The following is a 23,071-nucleotide window of genomic DNA, read 5'->3' as shown; positions in this document are numbered from 1 at the left end:
GATCCCCGAGGGCACCTGGATTGCGGCGGGTTGCGTATCCTGCAAAATTCGCTTGCCGGATCCTTTGGCAATGCCTAACGGGGAAGCACCCTTTCCCTGGTGACTCCGGCCATGCGCACCCCCCTCTTGTCTCCGACCCGGCGCGTCCGGCCTGCCTCGGTTCGTCCGCTGGCCCATCGGCCGGGCGACAACCTGCACGGTGCGCTGATCATGACGCTGTGCATGGTGGCCTTTGGCCTCAACGACACGGTGATGAAGTTCGTGGCCCAGGATTTGCCGCTGTACCAGGCGATCACCCTGCGCGGGCTGTTCGTGATGGCCATGATTGCGGCCGTGGCGCCCCGGCTGGGCGGATTGCACCTGCGGATTCCGGCAGCGGCGCGCAAGCCGATGATCTGGCGCCTGGTGGGAGAGATTGCCTCGACCATCCTGTTCCTGAACGCCTTGCAGCATATGGCGATGGGCGACCTGTCTGCCATCATGCAGGCTCTGCCCTTGGTGGTGATGGTCGCGGCCACGATGTTCTTCGGGGAAACCCTGGGCTGGCGGCGTGTCGGCGCGGTGGTGGCGGGCTTTGGGGGTGTGCTGCTGATCCTGCGCCCGGGAGGAGAGGTCTTTGGTCCCTGGGCCGTCGTCGCCGTGGGGGCCATGGCCATGGTGGCCCTTCGCGACCTTGCGACCCGCAGTTTCCGCAGCGACATCAGTTCCGCCACCATCGCCTTTTACGCCGCCACGGGGGTCACGGTCGCCGGCTTTGTCATCAGCCTGGGGCAGGGATGGGCAATGCCGAGCCTGTCGCAGATCCTGTTGCTGCTGGCGGGCAGCGCCTTTCTGACGGTGGGCTATGTGTCCGCCGTGGCGTCCATGCGAGTGGGCGAAATCTCCTATGTCGCGCCGTTCCGCTATACCTCGCTGCTGGTGGCGATTGCGATGGGGCTTGTGGTATTCGGCGAATGGCCCGACCTGTGGACCTGGGCCGGATCGGCCCTGGTGGTCGCGGCGGGCACCTATACCATCTGGCGCGAGGCGCAGATCGCAAGGATCCGCTGATGCGGGTGCAGATGCTGGGCCTGTGCCGGTTTTCCTATGTCAGATTGCGCGGCTAGAGCCTGTTGCATTCAATCGACCTCGTACCCTGCGGCTTTGAAGTAGTTGTAGCATTCCTCGTCGGAGAACAGATCGCAGACCTGGCCGACCGCAGCCCATAGTTGATCGTAGGTTCGTGGCCTCCAACGCCACCTTCGCTTTGAACTCGGCCGAATAGCGCTTCCGTTTCGTCATGCAGATCAGTCCTTCGTCAATCGCCAGAGCTTAGCGACTGGTTCGAATTCCTGCGACCACCTCTGTGACCCAGGTTTTCCATCGAGAACTGACCCACCTTTGATTATGGTTTTCGGGTCATTCAGTGGTCAAGGGGTGATTGTCCTCCTTCTTCTTGCGGGCCGCGGCGGCTGAACTGGCCTTGAGCTTTGCCTCAGAGGGCGTTGACACCAGCTCGTCGGGCCGCTTCCTCCAGGCGAGATCGGACCTCAGCGCTTGCTGGCAAAACCATGTAGCCTTCCTTGAGACTGCCCAGCAGCAGTGACTGGCCGCGATCGCGAAGCCGCCAGTGCAGGGCGATTAGAAGGCAGATCATGGCGTCTAGTCGGTCCTGATCAGCCTTCCTGGGCCGAGGCAGCTGTTCGACTTGCCTGCACCATGCTGCTGGCGCAGCAAAGCCGAAGCCGTCAAACTGCTGCGTCGCAGCCGCTGCCACCTTTTGCCAGTCTGCATGCTTGAACGTCTTGCGGCGGCTCGGGTTGTAGCGTGGCGCTGCGAGGCGGCCAAAAAACTCCGGCGCCAGCGAGGGCAGAGCAAGGGCAGGGAACACCTCCATGACGTAAAGTCCGGAGGTTGCGGTACGCGCTTCCTCGGGCGCCTCACGCGCAGCAAGACTGCTAAGGAAGCTCCAGATCGGTGAGGCGTCGCAGAACATCCCCTTGCGTCCACGATTGGAGGGCTGCACCCCGCCGCCAAGCCAACTGATGAGCGAGGCAGCCGCTCGTTCTACAGGCCGCAGACTGGTGGCATTTGGCACGATTGTTGGCTGATCCAGCGCAACAAAGGTAACGCTGGCCGGTGTGTGTACCACGTTCACAAAGGCCAGAGCCTCAACGAAAGACGCAAGTTGGGGAGCATGAAAGGCGACAGGCCGACCAGCACGAAGGACAAGGGCACAGATAGCTCCCGGTGCCTTCGGGTTATCCGTCCAGGCTGAGTCGAAACCGACGTAGGTTTCAAATGCACCTTCATCGGCCATCGCTCCGCTCCTCATGGCAAGCTGATTAGCCACGGTTGTCGCTCAAACGCTCACTGCGCATTCCGGCCTTGACGGCTTTGTTTTGCGACCTGAGCCTTGCCCGTGCAAGCAGGAAATCGGACACATCCGAGAAACGCGCCAAAGGAGCCTTTCCGTTCGACGAGCCAGCCATCCTTGCAGGCCGGACAACCAGGGTAGGTCACGGTGCACTGACACTGCAGCTTATCTGCCAAGTCTGTTCGTCGCGGAAGGGAAGAATTGCATGCTGAGCACACTGGCAAAAGATTGCCGCAATGCTGGACATGCTCGCAGCGGTACCAGATGCGCCCATCCTTGCCGCGCACGCTTAGGAGCCGCCCCTCGCATTCGCCGCATACATGAGTTTCCTCATTGGTGCTGGTCGCGGCAGCTATGCCATACGCAGGATCTGTCCTGAGCTCGGTGACGATCGAGGAAGGACGCGCGTTAGAGGCAAGGATCGTCAAGGTATGCCGAGCTCGCGTCATTGCCACATACATGACCCGACGCTCTTCAGTGTTCTCGAAGGCTTCTTCTTCAGGCGACACCAGCGCCAGCAGAGGATCGTCTACAATCTCCGACGGAAAACCGGCTCGGCTGCTGTCAGCATTCAGCAGGATGACGTGATCCGCCTCCAAACCGTTCGAGGCATGAATGGTCTTGAAGCTGATCAGCAGCTTCGGAAAGCGTCGTTTCAATTGCCGCATGTCGGGTTCCAGGTACCGGTACCGCCCGAGGAGCAGAATGCTGGCTTTCTGTGTCTCGTCGACCAGCGCGGCAGAGAATGCCGCAAGGATCTTAAGAAGCGCCTTGTCTTCTTCACCCTTGGCCGTCGACACAAGCCTGATGGCGGGTTCTACTGCTATACCGGCAGGAACAATCTGCTTCTGGAGCTGGACCGGATTTCTCAGAACAAATGCCCTGACCGCAAAGGCAATCTGATCGACAGAACGGAAGGTGCGGCCAAGATCGACCACTCTGTGTATGCCAGCCTCGCCATCAAAGGTGCCGCCGAACTCCTTGCCGAAATGCCGCATCAAGTGGATGTCTGAGCCTGCAAAGCGGAAGATTGGTGGCCAGTGATCGCCCACAGCGACGATGCGAACTTCAGGATGCTGGTCCTTCAGGGCTTTGACCAACCGGGCGCGGCTCACCTCTGGGATCCTGCCGAAATGGGCGCGACGCTCGAGAAGCCTCGATGCCCTCCTTTCGGTCCTCTACCTGCGTGGTATCTTGATGGGAGATTTCTAGGAGGCGCTGGCTGTGATCTTGGGGAAAGACGCGCCCAACCTGTCGACGAGTGTGGTCTCGCGCTTGACCGGAGGATGGCAGCAGGAATACGACCGTTGGCAGCGCCGCGATCTCTCGGCCCGCCGGTATGTCTAGATCTGGGCGGACGGTGTCTACCTGCAGGCTAGGTTGGAGCCGCAGGCCGAATGCATGCTGGTCATTCTTGCGGCCACACCCGAAGGGAAGAAGGAGCTCGTCGGCTTCCAGGTTGGGGTGCGTTAGCGCGCGCAAAACTGGCGTGAGCTGCTGGTCGACATGAAGGCGCGCGGCTTCGGGGTCCGCCAGAGATCGCCGTCGGCGATGGGGCCATGGGGTTCTGAAAGGCATTGGACAAGGTCTTTCCGAACGCGTTTCATTAAAAGGTGCTGGGTTCACAAGACTGCCAACGTACTCAACAAGTTTCCGAAATATATGCAGTCGGCGGTGAAGGCCGGCCTGCGCGAGGTCTGGTAGGCCGAAACCCGCGCCGCAGCGGCAACTGCGATGAACACCTTCGCCGAGAAATACAGCGCCAAGTACGAGAAGGCAGTAACCTGCCTGACAAAGGACAGGGGGCGCTGCTCACCTGTCTGATGACTTTCCGGCCGATCATTGGGATCACCTGCGCACGGGAAATCCGATTGAAAGTGTCTTCGCTGCCGTTTGGAACCGGACTGTCCGAACCAAGGCGCGCTGTCGCAGAAGACGGCGAAGCTCATGGTCTTCAAGCTCGTTTAGGCTGCCGCCAAAACGTGGCGCCGCCTGAAGGGGGCGAACCACTTGCCTTTAGTCCTCTGAAGACGACACGTTCATCGACAGTGCCACCGCGAGCGTCGGCAAAAATCGCGCCGCTAGATTAGGCCGCGTCACCCAAATTTCCGCATAGCTCGGCAGCTACCGCTATGCCCTATAGCATCGGTGCCCACAGTGGGCCGCTATGGGAGTAAGCACGCCTGCGATCCTCCGATTCTCGATGGTCGAGCACCGCTGCGGTGGATGCGCGAAGGCGGCGCAAGGTTCAATATAGGCCTTACCACTTTTCTTTGTGTTTCTCCAAGATCATGTTAGGATAAGAACGTTATATGTTTAGATGCGAGTAGCGTAATGATCAGGGCAGGAACTGCCACTATTATCGCTATGTGCGCGATGCCAGCTTTTGCTGAAAGTTTGGCTTATAATGGCATGTGTGAGGCATCAGCTGGGGTGCTGCTAGACGATAATAGATTTGCAGCGATCAGTGATGAAACAAATGATATGACGCCCGAAAATAATATGCTTCATACCTATGAAATAGGCACAGATAAGCCAAAGCTCTTTTCGATTTCAGTAGAGGCTAGTGACATAGAGGCGGCAACAAGAGTTGGCAATACAATATACTGGCTGACCTCGCATTCCCTGAATAAAAGCAACCAAGATAGGCCAAAACGCAAGAACTTGTTTGCCGGTCCTGTAGGTAATCTCAGCGTGTCCGAGGCAGGGTGGCCATTCACCAGCCTCCGTGAGATGATAGCGCCCGCTATCGAGCAGGCTGTCGGGATTGAAGCTGCGGACCTAAAAGCCCGTTTGAATATAGAGGGACTCGCCGCAAGGCCGAACGGCCACCTGCTCATCGGTTTGCGTGAACCTCTTGCGCCCGCAGCCGTCCCAACTGAAAGACGTGCTCTTGTCATTAATATTGGAGACGCTTCTGCTATCGTCGGAGATCAACTACGTGAGGTCCAAGGTTCGGCCGTCTACCGACTTCCACTCGGCGGACGGGGAATCCGTAGCATTGAACGCGTGGGCGAGCGTTTCCTAATCATTGCTGGTAAAGTGCACGGTGCGGACGATGGCCATCGTGTAGATTTCGGCCAATATGAAGCGGATCTAACCACTGCTCTATTTTGGTGGGACGGTATCAGCGAAGATGCTGTCCAAATCGACTTTCAGGTAGACCTTAGTGGTCTAGGAACCGCATCACCTGAGGGTCTCGTTGTGCTGAGCGATAACGACGTGCTAATTTTGGGCGACAACGGAGACATTTGCAGCGATAAAGATGATGAAACCGAGGATCGTCACTTTCCAACAGTCACTATCTCGTTTTAGAACTGCGTTGGCAAGATGTGTTCTCAATATCCTCTTCGGTACGGCCGACGTCATGTATTATTTTCGTGGCTGTAGTTTGCAGTTCCAATGCAATGTAAGGTCGGACCTTAAGCTCAACCAAAAAGGCGTTTTGCTTGACTATCATTTCTTTCGAACTTCGTTTTTGCAGATAGCGCTGCAATCACTTTTTGTAGCTCTCCGTTAGATGGGCTATTTTATTCCGAATTTTTTTGCGTATAGTTGGGTATTTGGGGCGTCTTGGTTTTGAAGGTCAGTAATGTGATGAAGATAATCGGTTCGCCTCTTGCGCTCGCACTAACCGCAGGAGCATTGCTTTCATCGTGCGGCGACCCGAAGACTAGCTATCAGAGTTCTGGTAATCAGGTCATATCTTATTTCAAGGCACAACGCGATTTTGCGGAGGCGCTCGGCACCGCTGTTGCGCAAGAGCAGGGGCCAGTCTATCGGCTTGTCCCCATCGCAGGACCGCAGTATCCGGTGGGCAGTGCACTTGATCCTGCGAATCCGGCGGATGTCGTCACAGCAGCCTGCTTAGTGCCAGAGCCATCTTTAGTTGCTTGGGCTCCCCTGCCCGCCACACGCCAAATCCTCAGAACGTCGTTTGGGGCGAGCCTGCCAGCACTGCTCAATTCGGCTTCCACCCTCTTGGGTAGTTTGGGCGTTAATGTCGGTTCGACCAGTTCAGCCGATTGGCAAATGGAAGACGTGGCGCAGCGGCTTTCTCCGCAGTCAGTTTTCTTGGATGCTATCTCGACCGGCTCCTGCGCCGAACAGACGAACGACCGCGATATCCTGTTTGTGCGTGGCATTCTATACGCCAAAGAAACTTTCACAAGCACGACAGGATTTAATGCTGCTGCTTCTACTTCGGAAATCGGCGGCGGTCTGCGGGTATCGGTCGATCAGAATGGCGGTTTTAAAGTTGAGGACGCACAAGCGATCCCGCGGTTTCACATCGTGACTTTGAAACCAGCAGCGGCAGCAACGGATCGGTCGCCTGTCGCAAGCGCACCAGACCTTGTTGCTCCGTCCAATGAAGTGCTCGAACGCTTAAGTGCAACTCGCTAGCGCGACCAGGTGGGCAGCGTGGCTAGGTCTCGACGAATACAAGAATGTTTTGCCTATGGGAGTAGCCGCTTACAAGAATGCACCGTCAAAAGAAATACACTGCCGCAACGTTGTCCGCTTTCTGAGTGATGCACGCTAATTATCAAATAAACCAATCTGTCGTGCTAGGTAATTGTAAAATCATTTTTTATAGCATCATTCGCCTGTAATAATCTGTCGCCGTCTTTAGATTGGATGTCTCCGATGATGTGCCGCCTTACGTCTGTTAGCTTAGTTTTGATCGGCGCGGCCGTTGATGTCCATGCCCAGCCGGCACTTGTCGATCCCGGTTGGGAAGATCCAGCTTTCGCCGCCTATATGGAACGGGCTGACGCCCGCTCGGCCTTCGGCGAGCGGGCGATCGCGGAAGAAATTGTCGATGGTACCTTCAGCTTGCCGGTCCTTGGACTTGCAGAAGTCGAGGGCGAAGGCAGAGACCGGTCTGGTCTCGGTGGTACGCCTTTCGATCCAGCCGCATTTGCCGCTGATATTCCTGATTGGCCGGAATGCGCGGCCAACGTGCCTGACATTGTGACTGTGCCGGAGGATCCCGCTCGTGCGCCCGGCTCGCCGCCCGGTAGCTGGTACGTGCGGAACTTCGATTTCGGCTGTGTGCATCTGTCGATCGAAGGCGACCGAACTGCGCTGCCGCCCGAAATAGCCGGCCGCGAGTTTGGCGAAAGCGGCACGATAGCGGTGTCCTTTTTCGACGAGAACGCAGGTGAGGCGATGGACGCAGAAGGCCGATCTGCCCTGCTAGACGAGACGCCTGGTCTCGTCACTCCGGCGAGTGCAAGCGTCGCTATTATGCTCGGCAATCTAGTCTTTGGGCTTGAGGTCGAATGCCTCGCGCTGGAGGCCTATGCGCTCTGCCGCAATGTTGCCGCGCTAACTCTTCTTGCTCAGAAACTGCAAGTCGTCGGCGGTCGGCCCGACCTCTGATCGCTTCGCTATCTCGATGAGGCCCGTTATGAGAGTCAGCCTTGCCGTTTTTCTAGCAACTATACCGCTCGCCGTACCTGCTCAGGATCTGCAGTATTTTCCCCCGGGAGACATCCTGCCCACCAACGTTTCTGGAATTACGGCGCGGATCGTTCATTTCCCCGAATGGACCTTCCCTATGAAGGTGGGCGTGGCTACGGGTCAGCATGCCTACATCGGCACGCAATTGGGCCGATATCACAAGCTCGCCTGGGACAACGACCCTCGGCTTTACGCCTATCCGCATCGAGACAACCAATGCGAACCGCGGGATTGGACGGTCAACGCCTGTCCATCAGCTAAGGGCCACCAAGGCAATGATATCCGAGCCAACAGCAACGTCGACAATACGTGGGAGGTCGTCGCCGTCGAAGCTGGTACAGTCACTAAGGTCACTAGTAATACAACTGTGATTGTGCGCAGTTCCGGCGGCAACCACTCGGTTCGGTACCTGCACATGCATCCGAATTCCATCGCTGCAGCTGGAATTCGGGCGGGGGTTCAAGTTACCCGCGGCCAAGTGCTGGGCAAGGTGTCGAACATTATGAATGGAACACCTAATACGTCGCTACACTTGCATATCGACGTCTACGCTGGGACCAATGCGTCGGGCGCACACATGCAGATCTATCCCAGCCTAATTGCCGCATATCGCAGGGCTTGGGGCTTGGATGATCTGGTCGAGAGCGGAGTCCTTAAGCAGGACCCGAGTCGCGAAGTACGGGGAGGTGCGGTGCGGCCGCCGGCTCTCACTAGTGGGGGCACCGGGTCACCGACCGGCTCCTGCAGAGGCATCGCTCTGGCGCCGCCGCTCGCAACCGTTGATGCCTCCACGATCAGCAGCTATTGGCTTCATAATTGTTCAGTAATGGGATTGGTCGCGGATAACGCAAGTGGCTCGCGCAGATTCGTCTATTACCAGCCAAAAGCGAGTATGGCTGCACTTGTCGGGGCTGACCCGGTGCTGTTCGTCGGTAAGGCGCAGGGGCCCGCGTATTCCGGCCGCGCGAAGCGATACAGCAGCGCCTGCGGCGCAGTGCTTTTCGACGTAGAAGGACCGATCGGTCAGTTTGCTGGCTTGTCGTCGGTGACGCTTCGCGGCAGCTATCTGCGCCGAGATTCAAATTGTCAGACCGTCGGCTCCGCGACAGAGGAGATGCTGTTCGTGCATATGGGCAGCTCCGCGCCCACACCTCCACCGACCCCCGTAGTGACGCTGGAGCTGCCTAGTGACCGAGTCACGCTCTCAGAAAAGACACGCAATTTCCTCGCCATTACTTTCTATCCGCCTAAAGTGGGTGAACGGATCATCGTTCATCCCTATGTTGCTACCTTTCCCGGAACCTCGGTCGAGCCGGGTCTGTTCGACAGCGCCGATCCGCCCGGCCTGATTCCGCGGATGAAGAGCGACGAGGCAGGCGTCGGGTTGTCCTGGGTGTGGCTGAACAAGCGCGCCAGATTCGTGGCTGCGCAAACCGCTACTCCGCGCAACATTGCCTATAGCATGGCTGGCGTCGATCCAGTCACTTGCACCGCGGAGATACTCCCCGTGAGCGACGACGCCAAATCGCGCAGTTCCTGCAAGGCTGTCAGCGTCTATCTGGCCGGCTACATCGGCTTCGGCAGCGGTCGGAACTTTGCGGCTGATTATTTCGGCCGATCGGTCGGCATTGACGAGGTGTTGAACTTTGCCCATCCCGAGGTCGCCTTCAACTGGATGCGCACGATGTACAGCCACGAGTCTAAACGGGTAGCGCTAGTTGATGCCGACACCTTCATCCGCGGCGTTCGCTATGGCGAAGACTGGATTGCCGAATACTATGGCGGTGAGACAGGCCGCGTCCGCCCGGATGCTTGGTATGGAGACCCTTGCAACTTTGGCCAGCAGGGTTGTGGTACCGGCAGTGATGTAGTCCAGCCGACCGCTCCCAATGCAGAGGCAGAGCCTGCCGAGACGCTCGAGTCACTAGCCCAAGCTATCCGTCGGCTCGAGCGTCGCGTCGTCGTGCTGGAGGGCCAGTAACAATGTACCGCTATCCCGCGCCATACCTTCTGGCCGTAATGACGGTCACACTTGCGCTGACTGCTCCACTTGCTGCCCAAACTTGCGGTGAGGCGGTGCCCAAAGTAATCGGTGGCGAACCCGCCGAAGCGGCAGATTGGCCGGGCCTCGCCGTGCTGCGGTTGCGCGACGCCAACAGCGAGGTCTCCGTTGCGCTGTGCGGCGCTACAGCGCTGAGCCCGAAATGGGTGCTAACGGCGGCACATTGTCTCAAGCCACTAATCAGCTCGGATAGTCCATACCGGTATGCTCTCGACCTTTCGCTTCAGATCCACGAAGGCGATGGCGGCATGCGGCAGCTTCAGAACTGGGAACTCGACGTAGTACCCGCAGCCAATCGCTTTTCCGAAGCGGCGGCTGGCCCGGGCCTTGGAGTCAAGCGGATTATCGTCCACGAAAGCTATGAACACTTCAGCACCACTGGCAACGATATCGCATTGATTGAGCTTGCCGATGAAACACCTTGGACAGGCGCCATTATGACCTTGTCTAGGGAAGCAGAGTCCGACCCGGTGACAGGAGGAACGGGTTCGCTCGTCGAAGTTGCTGGCTTCGGACGGACTGCTTGGGACGTAGGAGCCAGATCCGTGCTCGTGGGCAACCGGTACTATGTTGTATCGGAGGATCGGTTACAGAGCGCGGCAATGCCAAGCATCGCCAACGACCAATGCCGACTGCTGCATAGCGAGGACGATGCTGCAATTGGACCGAACCAACTTTGCGCCGGAACCAGCGGCATCGATTCTTGCAAGGGCGATAGCGGCAGCGCTCTGACTATGTGCGACGCCGACAATACCCGATATCAAGTCGGAATAGTGAGTTGGGGAAAGACGCAATGCGGGGGCACCGATGGCCGCTACGCAGGTGTTTATACACGAGTGTCAGCGTACTATGATTGGGTTCTTGGCCACACTGGCCCACTCAACGTAGAGCCAGGCGCGGTACCCGATGCTGCGTCTCGAGCCCTTGCAGAAGTCGAAAGCCTTTTGGGCGAGATGCAGACATTGCTTGAAGGTGATGCGCGCGTAGGAGAGATGCCACTTTCCGCGATTCGCACTGACGGCACTCTGATTCAGGGCAGCGGCGCAACTCGGCTAAGGCTTGGTGACAAGTTTGCTTTCCGCGTCACTCCGCCGGCCGACGGCAAGCTTCTACTCGTCGAGATCAATCCTGACCTTAAGGTAACCCAACTTTTTCCAAATCAGTTCTGGAGCGAGGGCGACGAGATCGTCAGGGGCGGGCAGGAGGTCAATGTTCCGGTGCCGCATCTGCACGGCTTCAGCGCCTTTGAGGTCCAAGCCCCGGCTGGGCCCCACCGCGTACTGGCACTGCTGCTGCCACCAGATTTCGACCTCGTTGAGATCAATCGTCCCTACATCGGCTTGGAGCAGCCTGATCCCGACGGTTTCGCCGGCACTAAAGCTTCGGTCACTTACCTGGCTACGCTCCTGACCGAGGTCTCGGACTATATCGACAGCTACAGTGACGCAGCCGACCGCAACTTCGTGGCCGTGCCTAATTTCACGATGTTCGCTGCGCTTGGAGTGTTCGATGTTGAATGATGCCCGCGTTCGAAGGAACTACGTGGTACGCCTTCTTGCCGTGATGGTCGCGCTGTGCTTGGCACCTGCGGCATGGGCCGACCGCTTCGCGCTGGTCATCGGCAACCAGTCCTATTCCCCAGCGGTCGGAATGCTGCACAACCCCATCAAGGACGCTAAACTTGTTGGTTCGGCACTGAAGGATGCAGGGTTTGAAGTTCAGGAGCTCTTCGATGCCGACTATTTCACTTTGCTTGCTGCGGTAGAAGCCCACGCTCGTAGACTGGCGACTGCAGGCGATAGCGCGGTTGGTTTCATATACTATTCGGGCCACGGTGCTGGCCGGCCGGACACGCGCGAGAACGTGCTCCTCCCGGTCGACGTCATCGGACCTAACGCGCCCGATTTCTGGACCCGCGCGCTGCCGCTGGAACGCATTCAGACAGTTTTGTCGGAGATTGCGCCTGATGCAGCGCATATCGTGGTGTTTGACGCATGCCGCAACGAACTCAGGCTCGGGCCTAGGGGCAACCGCAATTTCGCGCCCGTCGGTCTCTGGCCGAATATGCTCGTGGCCTTCTCGACCGGAGAGCGAGACATTGCGACCGATGGAGATCCGTCCGCCATTGCTGGTCCGTACGCCCAAGCGCTGGAACAGGAACTTCGGGCAGCACGCACAACTCGCGCGCCAATCCTCTTTGCAGATGTCAAGACAACGTTCCGCGAGCGTTTCATAGAAGCGCAGGCCCCCTACTACATCGACAAGCTGTCTCGAGAAGTTCGTTTCGACGGCGCTCTCCGGCAGCGTCGCGAACAACAAATGGAGCCGCGCTGTTCCGAAGACCTCGCAGCAGAATTGTGGGAGCTTGTCGAGCGCAGTAACTCACTGGACTTAGCCCATTCATTCGTTCGCCACTGCGATGGGACGGCGGGCGCTGACCGCGCTATTGCTTGGCTGAAGACAATCGCTCCGGAAAGCTTCGTCAACGCCGCACAGCCGTCTTCCGCGACCAAAGACGATAGGATCGTGTCGGGGGACTTCGACGGCCTGATTGCGAGCCTTGAGAGCGACGACGTCAACATACGACGTGGCGCCCGGAGTGGTTTGGCCGCTGGCGGGCTTGACGCGGTCTCAGCGCTCATGGCCGCAGACCGCGAGACGGCAGGCTACAGGTTCGAGCTAGGCGCAGTGGTTGCACTGACTGAGCTTCTGCGATCGAACAAGTCGCTTCGCGGCGAAATCTCGCGGCGTCTCGAGCAGGACGATATTGACTGGCTCGTGGGTCTGTCGGCCCATTCCGATCGCACAATGCGAATCTACGCTTCTGAATTCCTCTACGATCTCGGCGACCCGCGCGTCGTCAATACCGCCATTGAAAAATTCGCCGAAGCTTCGACTAGCGGCAAGTATAACCTTGCGCTTGCTATCAAGGGCGCCGCGCCTTTCGTGCAACTCCATGCGAGAAACCTGATTTCCGATCGTCTCCGAGCACTGATGGAGGATGAAACGCCCAAGACCAATGCGCTGCTTTCAGATGCAATCCTCAAGCTTCATTGATCCACACCGCCGAATGCCGCTCCGGAGGATGGTTTTGGCATTTCTCGTCCTCATTGCCGCCGCGTCTTCTGCCCATGCGCAGGAGTTCACTGACCGGCAGTCGATACCTGAAAGTCGTTTCGCACTTCTGATCGGCAACGAGGCTTATCCCACGCCTTGGAAGCTCTACACACCGATTTCGGACGTTGAAGCGATTGGAGGGCGGCTGAGGGATTTCGGCTTCAGCACCACAATCTTGACCGACGCAAGCTTTCCTGAGATTCTTCTCGCTGTCGATCGCTATCGCCGCGCGCTGAAGGCGGCAGACGGCCGACCCATCGGCTTTTTCTACTTCGCAGGGCACGGATTCATGAACGAACGTGAGGAAGAAAACTTCCTCGTCCCGGTCAACGGCACCGCCAACATGTCAGCGATAATGGACGAAAGTGTGTCGTTAAGTTTGATGCTGTCCTTGCTTGCCCACGACAACGGTAACGCGGCGCAAATAATAATGATCGATGCATGCCGCGCCGCAATCGGCATTTCGTCCGACACACGCGATTTCGTGCCAGTGGGCGGCGGATTCTCACAAGTATCCCCGCCAGGCGGGATTGCGATGATGCTGTCCACCCGGCCGCGGCAATTAGCTTATGATCGGACTGCGGTGTCGACGCAGTACAGCCCGTTCGCCCAAGCGCTTCTGGAAACGCTCGAGAAACCTGGTTTGGGCACACTCGCACTCATGAGCGAGGTTATGGTGCGCACCGCCGAACTCACTGCGACCCAAACGCCCAACCAGATTCCAGCAGTGTATGCAAGTTCGGGAACAGACATCCTTATCAATCCTGCCAGCGCTACTGGGTCTCAGGCGGATTTGCCGGCGGTAAAGATTTCTGTTGTCCACACCGAACTGGATGCGCCACGCGGTGCCGCGCACGAACTCATCACAAACCTCGATGCGCAAGGGCTTACCGACATGCGGAGCCGAGTCCAGCCGCTGCTGAACGATCTTACTTTCGTCGCGAGGGCAAATGACCTACTGTCGAGTGGCTTGACCCGAGACGAGCTGGACGTCCTGATCGATCAATATAAAAGCGTATTGCCTCGCCCTGCCAATGGTGAACCTCCATTTTATTACTACGCTACCGGCGCGCTACTCCCGGGTAGCGGTATAGGGTCGCTGGACCCTGTGAACTACGCACCCGACATCATTTTTCCGGTACTCAGCAACCAAGTCGCCTCAGTCAGTCAAGTCTATCGTCCTGGTGGCCCCGGCGAGATAGATATCGCGAGCACGGCAGACTTCCGCGGACCAGTTCCGATCTGGCGCGACAACTTCTGCGAAGAACGGCGATGGTCTGTTCCGACCTGTCCCGCTGGAAGAGGCCATCAGGGCGTCGATCTGGTAATTTGGACCAACGACGGGCCTACTTTTGCTCGACTTGACACCCCTGTTGTCGCAGTCGAGGCCGGAACGATAATACAGAAAACTGACAACACAACCTTGGTGCTTCGGGGTGACAGCGGGCGTGTCTGGCGCTACTTGTCTCTTAACATCCGCGACGAAATCAAACGCGGTTACCGGGTCGATGCAGGCGACTTGCTTGGGACTATGTCTGATATATTGGGTGGGCGTCCAGGCGGAACGACGGTGCACCTGCATCTTGATCTTCGCATCGACAACACCTTCCGCAATCCATATCCAGCGCTGCTTGCGGCTTATGAACGTCGCGTCGGTCCAGGCCGCAAGATAGCTGAGGGAGAACGTTTCCTATTAATGTCGCTATGTGATGTCGAGCCCAGCCTCTGCTGAACGATCTTACTTCGTTGCGAGGGCTGCGGGCTGGCCTCCGTGACTGTAGGCGACAACAAGTACGCCAACGCCAGGTCCCTATATTCTGCCGTGAAGCGGCTCGGTGGTCACGTTATTATAAGTGATCCTTGATATAGAAAGTGTGAATTTATCTCCTAGTCCAAAATTAGGTAGCAGGTCAGGTACTTCGGCGGTTCAATTCTCTCAGCCAGTCTAATGAACACAGTGAATGTATTCGTAACGAAATCTGTAAGGTTCAACTAGCTCAAAGTGGAAGCTGCATCTGTGATTAAACACGAATTGCAAGAATCGTGATCAACGTTTAACATACGAGGCCTCTTCTTGAGTTTAGGCGGTGACGATGCGAGTTGCCTGCTCTTGTTCAATCGTTCTGTTCATTGCCGCGTCTGACGCAATGGCGGAAGAAAAGGCTTTTTTTGCAAATATTCCGATCCGGGGCGCGATCTCAGACGGTACGGCGCGGTTCATCGCCGAACATTCGGTCACAACGGTAGCGCTGCGGACCAATGGGCGGCTGGACGACCTGGTACGCGAGACCTGCGGGTTCGTGTCCCCCAACAACCTTAAGGTCTTTGCCGAGGTGGTCAGGACTCAGGGTGGAAGCGTCGACACAGAGGGTCTCTTTTCTGTGCCCGCAGAGCAGACTCAGGTGCCGGACTGCCTGCCAGACGAACAGGAGGTGCAACTGGTCGGGCGCTTGCCCAGCCGGGACGACACACTATCCGAGATTTACGAACGCGATGTCTTGGGCGGGTTTTATTCTACGCTAGCCCAGGAAGCCTTGGGTAAGACCAAACGGGACGCCCCACAGCTTGTGACGCTAGCGCCGCCAGACCGCGGCGCCGTTTTGGTTCAATTTGATAACGGCGCGAACGACGGTGGACATGGATTATCCGTAGCGGGCCTGATCGCAAGCATCGAGGATTTTCTGCGCAACACTGGGATTGACCCGACTGATCGCAGCCGCTTGGCCTACGAAGGCTTTGCCGTGGTGCGACGCCTTGAAAGTGCCGGCGTCGATCGCGGAACTGCCCAAGTTGCTTTGGGGCAGGCCCTTGTGGCAGTCGGCAGCAACTCCTCAGAGGACGTGCTGGGCGATGTGATGGCCGCTATCGAAGCGGGTCAAAAGGTGCCGCAACTAAACGAGATACCGCTGGCGCAGCCGTTCTGTCAGATGAGCTCCGCGCTGTGCGGCGGCGAGGCATCGGGTGCGCGGATCCGACTGTCGGATCTGCCCACTGATGTGGCGACGGAGCTGAATACCCGCATCCGGGTACGCGACATCGACACGATCTATGCGAATGTGCCCATTGTGTCGGCCGCGCCGGTAGCGCGATCCACCAAGGTGCAGTTGCGCACCCGACCGGCGCTTGTGTCGTTATCCCCGGAAGATGATGGGGGCAGGGCCCCGGCTAATATCTCAAGAACGCCGAAGGACTTGCCGGATGCCACCTATGAAGAGGCGCCGCCGCCGCCCGACCGCTCTCGCTTGTCACTGTTCCTGAACGTCAGTGACTCCGGGGCAGTGGGCAACTGTTCGCGGGATGCTCCGGGGGCGTGGGGCAGCGCGGTGTTTCAGACGGACTTTCGCGCGGCGGTAAGCGACGCCATGGCGGCCAAGGCGCGTCTGGGCGAGCCAGCAAACCGAGCCGAAATTTTAATCCTCGACGGCGGTTTCTTCCGCTTCGATACTGCCGATTTCGGCGGGGCGGAATGGGCGCGCATGGTCGACAGGAACAGCCATTCCGACGCCGCCAGCTTGAATGGCATGCCACCGCAGCAGATGGACAAGGTTGTGCACGGCACCGCCGTCACCAGCTTGGCACTTGGCGGACCTGGCCTGATGGACCTGAGCCATGCTGCAGGGCTGCCGATCACAGTGCGAAGCAAGCCGATCTACAACGTCCGCCCCCAGCGCGGGGGCAGCAGTTCCGATTTGAGCTACACCCTACTTGAGAACTTGGCTTTGGCGATCCGCGACAGCAACGCTTCGATTGTTAACCTGAGCTTCGGATCGGTCGACGACAACGACGCTGATCTGCGCGACATCAAGGAGACGATGTTCAACCCCACGGCGCCGCTGCTGGTGGTTGCAGCCGGGAACTTGGGCAACAACGACAGCGACAAGGGTAAGTCGGTCACGTCTAAGCGGCTGAAACCGCAAATCTGGGGCACACTCGAGGCGGACGGCGAGAATGGCGGCTGGAACATGATCGTAGTCGCCGCATTGGATTCCGGAAATGTGCCGCCCGATCGAGCTTGGTTCTCAAACTACGGCGAAGACGTGGTGGTTCTGGGCGCGCCCGGCTGCAAGGTGGCGGCCCTGCGCGCCACACCTGAGGGCGGTTACGAAACCGCCGAGTTCAACGGAACCTCCTTTGCTGCGCCGATCGTGACCTTCACCGCGTCAATGCTGCGCAGCGTGATGCCTGTGGCGCGGCAGCGAGCGCCGTGGGTGCGGGCGCGACTGCTGGCCAGTGCCGATCTGGAGTTCGGTTTGGCACGCGGCGATATCAGCATGGGCCGCGTGCTTAACCCAGTCAACGCGCTGCGGGTATATGAGGACATCGTAGCCTTCCGCGGTCCGGACGGTGCCGTCACGACGGTGCGTGGCCAGATCACCGAGATCTCCGGGGGCCGATCTTTCCGTATGAACGCAGTCTGCGCCAGTGGCTACTCGGATCCCCACGACATGCTGCGCCTTTATGCCAAGCCTGACGGCACCGAAGGCGCCAATCGGCTGTGGTACGTCGATCTAATCACTGCCCAAGACGAGTTCCTGTCCCAGCAATGCGACGTTCGGGGCAACGACTCAGTGGTGCTGCAGACCGATATCGGAACCCGCACCATCAAACTGTCCGACATCGAGGACATCAAATTTGCCATTAAAAGGAGTTAGTTATGATCCGTTATTTTACAGGCTGTCTGGGTGTCCTGTTCTACCTCGGTCTGGCGCAGAGTGCCGCGGCTCAAGATTTCTCCTTGGCCCGCGCGTCGGATGAATTGCGGTCTCCGGGCCAAGCCGAGGGCGTTTTGGAAACCGCCGAAATCGAGATCGGTGGCGAGATCTACGAAATCGGTTTTGCGACCGACGCCAGCGGCAATGCGATCTATCAGGGCGATCTTGTCTTGGGCACGGCGGCCGAGCTGTTCGACCTCGAGGCGCGGGGCGGAATTTCTCTGCAGGGCCTTGAAGAGGGCGACAGCGGGCTTTTTGGAGTGGTTACACGGAACCGATCTCTTCTCTGGCCGGGAGGCAGGGTCCCTTACCGCATCGATGCCAGTGTACCTAGAAACTGGGTACCGCGGGTGCGTCAAGCGATCCGGCACTGGGAATCTCGGACCGCGATCCGGTTCGACGAGATCACGGGATCACCACGGTCGAGCCATGTGGTGTTCTTTGACGATCCCAATGGCAACAGCTGCCAAACTACGCTGGGGCGCCCCCAGTCGGGGCCGCGGATGGTGCAACTGGCGAACTGGTGCCAATGGGGCAACATCGCGCACGAGATTGGCCATGTGCTGGGCATGCATCACGAGAATGCGCGCTCGGACCGTACGAACTTCATTGAAATCGCTTTTTCCTCAACGGCCTCGTCGCTGTTGCGTGCGCAGTTTGATGCCGATCCGCAGCAGTTTCAGGACGTCGGACGCTATTGTTACGATTCGATCATGCACTATGGGCGCACAGATGCGGCTGGGTCCTTCGTGATCACGCCAAAGGCCAATTCCGGGGGAGCTTGGACCGGTAATCCCGCAAGGATCGGGCAGCGCAGGGGGCTGGCTGCCTGTGATATCGCCACGATTAATGCGCTCTACGGTTTCGATCAGGCACCGCTGCAAGATGCGCAGAACCCTGCGATGATGGCCGCCGCCCAAAGCTTCGAAGGCGATCTGCTGTTCCAGCCCGAGGGCTGCGAGGCCGAGCGGCACTGTCTGCTGGTCAACGACCTGACCTATGCGGATGCCGCGAACATGCGCTGGAAAGCGTCGCGCCGCGACCCAGGGGTAGGGGCCGAGGTGCTGACCGGCACCACGGACGGGGCATCTATCCCTGACTGGGCACAACCTCTGATTGGGCAACCTTTCGAATCAGAATTTATTAAGGCCGCGGTTGTGCATGATCATTACACTTATCCTGAAAATCGGGTGCGCAGTTACTGGCGGACACAGCGCGTATTCTACGAGATGTTGCTGGACGAGGGAGTCTCGGAGGCCAAGGCACGCATCATGTATCTCGCGGTCCTGCTCGGGGGGCGCAAGTGGATCGAGTTGGTACCCGGAGACAGCTGTGGCGAGGGCTGTCTAAACGACTTGGCTAGGCTTCCCGGAGGCGTGGTCAGTATGCGTGCCTCGGATCCGGAGGCAGTAAAAGTGTCACGCGACTGGCCTGAGACCTATGGAACGGCAGAATTCGACGATGCCATGCGTCGCGGATTAACGGCCTTAGCGCTGTACGGCGAGGCGATGACATCCGACGATGTCGAGATGCTCGCCGCGGTATTGCAGCCGGATCAGGCAGTCTACGCCCTAGCTGATAGATATGCTTTGGAAGGGACCACTGACCCGCTACTTGATGAGGAGGTCATTCATGTACCTTGATCGGCATAATCGTAACCATACCTCATTTAGGCGAAGCGTTCGTTTCACTGCAGCGCAATGTGCATTATTGTTGTTCGTTTCCATCATTGGGGCGCGCGAGGCGAGCGCACAGAATTTGCGGTCGAGCGCGGACTACGCCGAGGAGGAGAATGAGCGCGCATTGAAGGGGATTATCGACCAAGCTCAGGCGGCCCTTGAGGCGATCCAGGATCCTGCGGCGTATAGCGACGAGAGGATGCAACGGAACCGCCGTGCAGCCGGCCAACCACGCATTGTGAACGGCCGCGGGACGATTGACTACCCGGCGAGCGGCGCAGTCCTAAAAGGGGAGGACCCGCGCACGGCGACAGCCTGGTGCTCTGGCAACCTGATCGCCCCCAACAAGTTCCTGACTGCAGCGCACTGCCTCGCGCGCGATCCGCGACCCCGGCTGTACCATGTGTATCTGCACAGCGCCGGCATTTTCGCCGTGGCCGCGGTTGAATGGCAGAAAGACCTCTACAAGTTCCCGACGGCGGACGTCGCTGTCCTGACGCTCGTTGCGCCCGTCGAGCGGATCACGCCTGAGGCGATCCTAACTGAGGATAGGCCCCTGCACGGTACGCTCGGCGCGATCGTCGGCTTCGGCCGCAGCGGCGGATTCAACTACGATTACGGCATTAAGCGTGAGGGCTTTGTCGAGACGGCCGCCTGCCCCTCAAGCCTCGCCGCCAGCCCTCTGATCTGCTGGAACTTTGACGCCGAGGTGACCGGCGGTGGCATGCGGAGCAACACCTGTAACGCCGACTCCGGCGGCGGACTCTTCGTCGAAGAAGTTGTCGGCAGCCGCCGCGTCCGCAGGATCGCCGGCGTGACTTCGGGCGGCGAGTTGGACGATTGTCTGATCGGCGACCGGAGCTATAACGCCGACGTCGTCACCTACGCGGACTGGATTACGCAAACTGCGCAGCTGAACGGGGAGCCGAAGGCTGCCGGTCCCGCGCCGGCGCTCTCTCCGCAGGAGGATGTTCTCGGTGAAACGTTCACCCTACATTCGCAGCGCGCTCGGGTCGATGTTCCCATTGACGTTCGCGACGGTACCAGCGCGCTGATGGTTGCCATGAACGGCGACGACAACGGCGAAGGGAGGAACAACTTCGACCTGCAGGTGTCGCGAGACGCAGCGAGCGTCTGCACCGAGGACGGCGACGGGCAATTCGCATTCTGCCGGTTTGACAATCCCGCACCTGGCGCGTGGACCGTCACCGTCACAAGACAGCGCGGGCAAGGTCTCGCCCAAGTCGTCGTCACCCAGTACCGTGCCATTGAGCAGTAGCTCCGGCGGGTCATCAACAGAGTTTCATCCTGAGCACTCAAAAGGGGGCAGGGCAGACCGAAATGAAGTATCTTCGGATTGAATCCCTTTTCGCAATCTTCCTCATGTTGCTCTGGTTCCCGGCGAGTTCGCAGGGGCAAAATGTCGATATGCTTATCAACCTCGCAAACCGGCACTATAGCGCCGGTGAATGGGAAAGAGGTCTGACGGTAGCGGAAGACGCCCTGCGCCTTGCGCGCGCCGACGCATCTAACAAGCGACAACGTGGATGGGCGCTACATACAGTTGGGCTTGGGTACCAGCTCAATAGCGAATTTGCCACAGCACGTAGGTATCACGCCGAAGCGGTCTCTCTCCTCGAACAATATATATCTGATGGGTTGGAGGCCGATCTTGAGGAAACAGAGATTCTACTATCTAGTATATTCAATAACTTTGCTAAACTTTCTGCGCAGGAGCTAAAATTTGTTGAGGCAGAAAGCATGGCTCGGCGTGCTCTTGAACTGCGGTCTAAGCATGTCGACAGTTTCGACTCGGGCATGTTGCCCGTCCTGAACACGCTTATTGATATTTTGGCGGACACCCAGCGTGAAGTAGAGTCCTTGTCCTTTTTGGATCAGGTATTGCTAATAAATGAAGACGAAGAGCCGAACTCGCCGGAAACGCTTCAAGTTGTTATTAGATTAGCGCGGTTACATGAGGACGTAGGTGACTATTTAGAAGCAGAGCGAATGTATGTACGCGCTCTCGAAATGCGACAGCGTTTCCTTCCCCCCGATCACGCCAATATCGCCTCGTCGTTGGCCGACCTTGCAGCTTTCTTAGCCAATCAAGGCCGCCTCGAAGAAGCGGAGCGGCTTTTTGATCGAAGTCTATCTATAGTGCAGCGCCGCTCAGGGCCAAAAGGTACTGAGGTAGCAAAGCTGCTAAACGACATGGCAGCAGTCTACGGCGTCAGCAAACCCGATTTGGCGGAGCGCCATCTTCGCGAAGCACTGGCGATATATACAGCTCACGATCCTGAGGGCGTGGCAAGAACGACAGTCATGACGAATTTGGCTGATTTCCTTCGGGCGCAAGGGCATTACGAGGAAGCTGAGGAACTCTTCGCTAAAGCTGATGAGCGTCACCGCCTAGTGGGAGAGGGACACTTAAGAGGTTTGTTTTTTTTGGCGCGCGGCAACTTACACCTGGCTCTGCAACAATGGGACAAGGCCGAAGCGGATATGAGGCGCGGTCGGCAAATCCTGCGAACCGCATTTGGAGCAACATCCGCAGCAGAATTTATGGCTACCAGTGGCATTGTCTCGAGCTACATTCGCCGCAAGGACTGGACAGCCGCAGGCGCGGAGTTGGTCGACCTGACCAACATCGTTGCCCAAGGTTTTCGTCGCGGCAACGACTCTCTCGGCCGCCCTGTAGTCGGCGGGCCTAGCTTTGGGGCTAGAGTTGCTACCCAACACGTAGGACAGCTATCGCAGGTGCTATATCTGGAAGGGTTAGACCAATCAGATAAGATCACTGGTAATGCAATGCTATCTTTCATTGCCAGCCAATGGTCCAGCCGTTCTGTGGCGAGTACGGCAGTCTCAAGCATGGCTGTGCGGAACGTAAGCGAATCGGAAAACCTCAGTGAACTGATCAGAGAGCGTCAGGATCTAGTCCTGAGATGGCGGCAAATTGACAGCCGACGCATTGCCCTCTTCAGTAGTGACTCGGATCACGAAGTCCACGAGCGGCAACGGCTTCAGAAAGAGCTGAAGGAGATAGACACTCACATACGAGCCATTGACAAAAAGCTTAAGGAGAGTTTTCCACGCTTTGCATCATATGCGAACCCGGAGCCATTGAGCATACCAGAGGCGCAAGATTTGCTACGCGAAGATGAGATCTTGATCTCTTTTCTCGTATCTGATGGTGCGGGGGGGGATCTCCCCACCACGACTTTCATGTGGGCTGTGACGAAATCTGAGTTCCGCTGGTCACCCGTTGATGTTAGTGCTACGGCGCTCACGGAGAGGGTTCAGGCTCTTCGCTGTGGTCTGGACAGCCAGGAGTGGGAGGGGATTAGCCGGCCGGCGCGCTGTGGGCGCCTGCTGGGAATGCGAGCGCGGCCGCTCCTATCCGGCGTCCGAAGCTCCATTGGATGTGGCTTGCCCATCAGACCCCCCATACCTGCCTCAGCAGAAGGGAAGCACATCATAGGCAAGCTGGGAATCCTGAATCTCGATGCCCGCGACACGCTCTAGATTGTGTTGGTTCGGGCTGCCCGCCCTGGTTCTGTTCAAGGTTCTCACCCCGATTGCGCGCCGCCTCCAGCGTGCGTGTTTGGCGCTCGGCAGGGAGCACTTTGTTATCACGCTCCTTGGTGCGCAGCTGTTTTCTCGTGATCTCACCTGA

At 58.2% G+C, this 23,071-nt stretch carries 14 protein-coding genes and 1 pseudogene; 13 read left to right on the top strand and 2 right to left on the bottom strand.

Translation table 11 applies throughout. The features are described 5' to 3' along the window. Positions 1-111 precede the first annotated feature (111 nt). Complete coding sequence (locus Q5701_RS18345; protein ID WP_306752410.1) at positions 112-1,050, top strand: DMT family transporter; 939 nt, start codon at positions 112-114, stop codon at positions 1,048-1,050. 424 nt (positions 1,051-1,474) lie between these two features. Here Q5701_RS18345 and Q5701_RS18340 read toward each other — a convergent pair whose 3' ends face one another. After that, on the bottom strand, positions 1,475-2,299 hold the full coding sequence (locus Q5701_RS18340; protein WP_306752409.1) for a DUF429 domain-containing protein: 825 nt from the start codon (positions 2,297-2,299) through the stop codon (positions 1,475-1,477). 50 nt (positions 2,300-2,349) lie between these two features. Then, positions 2,350-3,024, bottom strand: coding sequence for a 3'-5' exonuclease (locus Q5701_RS18335; protein ID WP_306755440.1), 675 nt, complete (start codon positions 3,022-3,024; stop codon positions 2,350-2,352). Between the two features lie 404 nt (positions 3,025-3,428). Between Q5701_RS18335 and Q5701_RS18330 the strand changes: the two are divergent. The 12 genes and pseudogenes from Q5701_RS18330 to Q5701_RS18275 form a co-directional block, all read left to right on the top strand. After that, a pseudogene (locus tag Q5701_RS18330) lies at positions 3,429-4,321 on the top strand (IS256 family transposase); the annotation flags it as partial. 369 nt (positions 4,322-4,690) lie between these two features. Further along, positions 4,691-5,671, top strand: a complete 981-nt coding sequence (locus Q5701_RS18325; RefSeq protein WP_306752408.1) for a hypothetical protein — start codon at positions 4,691-4,693, stop codon at positions 5,669-5,671. Between the two features lie 279 nt (positions 5,672-5,950). Then, on the top strand, positions 5,951-6,760 hold the full coding sequence (locus tag Q5701_RS18320) for a hypothetical protein (RefSeq protein WP_306752407.1): 810 nt from the start codon (positions 5,951-5,953) through the stop codon (positions 6,758-6,760). Between the two features lie 243 nt (positions 6,761-7,003). Continuing rightward, positions 7,004-7,741 (top strand): hypothetical protein, encoded by a 738-nt coding sequence (locus Q5701_RS18315; RefSeq protein ID WP_306752406.1) that lies wholly within the window; start codon positions 7,004-7,006, stop codon positions 7,739-7,741. A 28-nt stretch (positions 7,742-7,769) separates the two neighbouring features. Then, a complete protein-coding gene (locus Q5701_RS18310; RefSeq protein WP_306752405.1) occupies positions 7,770-9,803 on the top strand; it encodes a M23 family metallopeptidase in 2,034 nt (677 codons plus the stop codon). A 2-nt stretch (positions 9,804-9,805) separates the two neighbouring features. Continuing rightward, complete coding sequence (locus Q5701_RS18305) at positions 9,806-11,404, top strand: trypsin-like serine protease (protein ID WP_306752404.1); 1,599 nt, start codon at positions 9,806-9,808, stop codon at positions 11,402-11,404. Positions 11,405-11,426: 22 nt separating this feature from the next. Then, the gene (locus tag Q5701_RS18300) at positions 11,427-12,941 is read left to right on the top strand and encodes a caspase family protein (RefSeq protein ID WP_306752403.1); all 1,515 of its coding nucleotides are present in this window, start codon (positions 11,427-11,429) and stop codon (positions 12,939-12,941) included. A gap of 34 nt (positions 12,942-12,975) precedes the next feature. Then, positions 12,976-14,733, top strand: coding sequence for a caspase family protein (locus Q5701_RS18295; RefSeq protein ID WP_306752402.1), 1,758 nt, complete (start codon positions 12,976-12,978; stop codon positions 14,731-14,733). Between the two features lie 415 nt (positions 14,734-15,148). Further along, positions 15,149-17,653, top strand: coding sequence for a S8/S53 family peptidase (locus Q5701_RS18290; protein WP_306752401.1), 2,505 nt, complete (start codon positions 15,149-15,151; stop codon positions 17,651-17,653). A gap of 2 nt (positions 17,654-17,655) precedes the next feature. Beyond that, positions 17,656-19,356, top strand: coding sequence for a M12 family metallopeptidase (locus Q5701_RS18285; RefSeq protein WP_306752400.1), 1,701 nt, complete (start codon positions 17,656-17,658; stop codon positions 19,354-19,356). Beyond that, the gene (locus Q5701_RS18280) at positions 19,346-20,671 is read left to right on the top strand and encodes a trypsin-like serine protease (protein ID WP_306752399.1); all 1,326 of its coding nucleotides are present in this window, start codon (positions 19,346-19,348) and stop codon (positions 20,669-20,671) included. Before Q5701_RS18285 ends, Q5701_RS18280 begins: the two co-directional genes overlap by 11 nt. Positions 20,672-20,733: 62 nt before the next feature. Next, entirely contained in the window at positions 20,734-22,920 is a 2,187-nt protein-coding gene (locus Q5701_RS18275) for a tetratricopeptide repeat protein (protein ID WP_306752398.1), read from the top strand. Positions 22,921-23,071 lie beyond the last annotated feature (151 nt).

It is taken from the genome of Paracoccus actinidiae (assembly GCF_030863885.1).
Lineage (GTDB): Bacteria > Pseudomonadota > Alphaproteobacteria > Rhodobacterales > Rhodobacteraceae > Paracoccus > Paracoccus everestensis.
The sequence above is the reverse complement of the archived record's forward strand: the minus strand, read 5'-3'. Positions and strand labels throughout refer to the sequence as shown.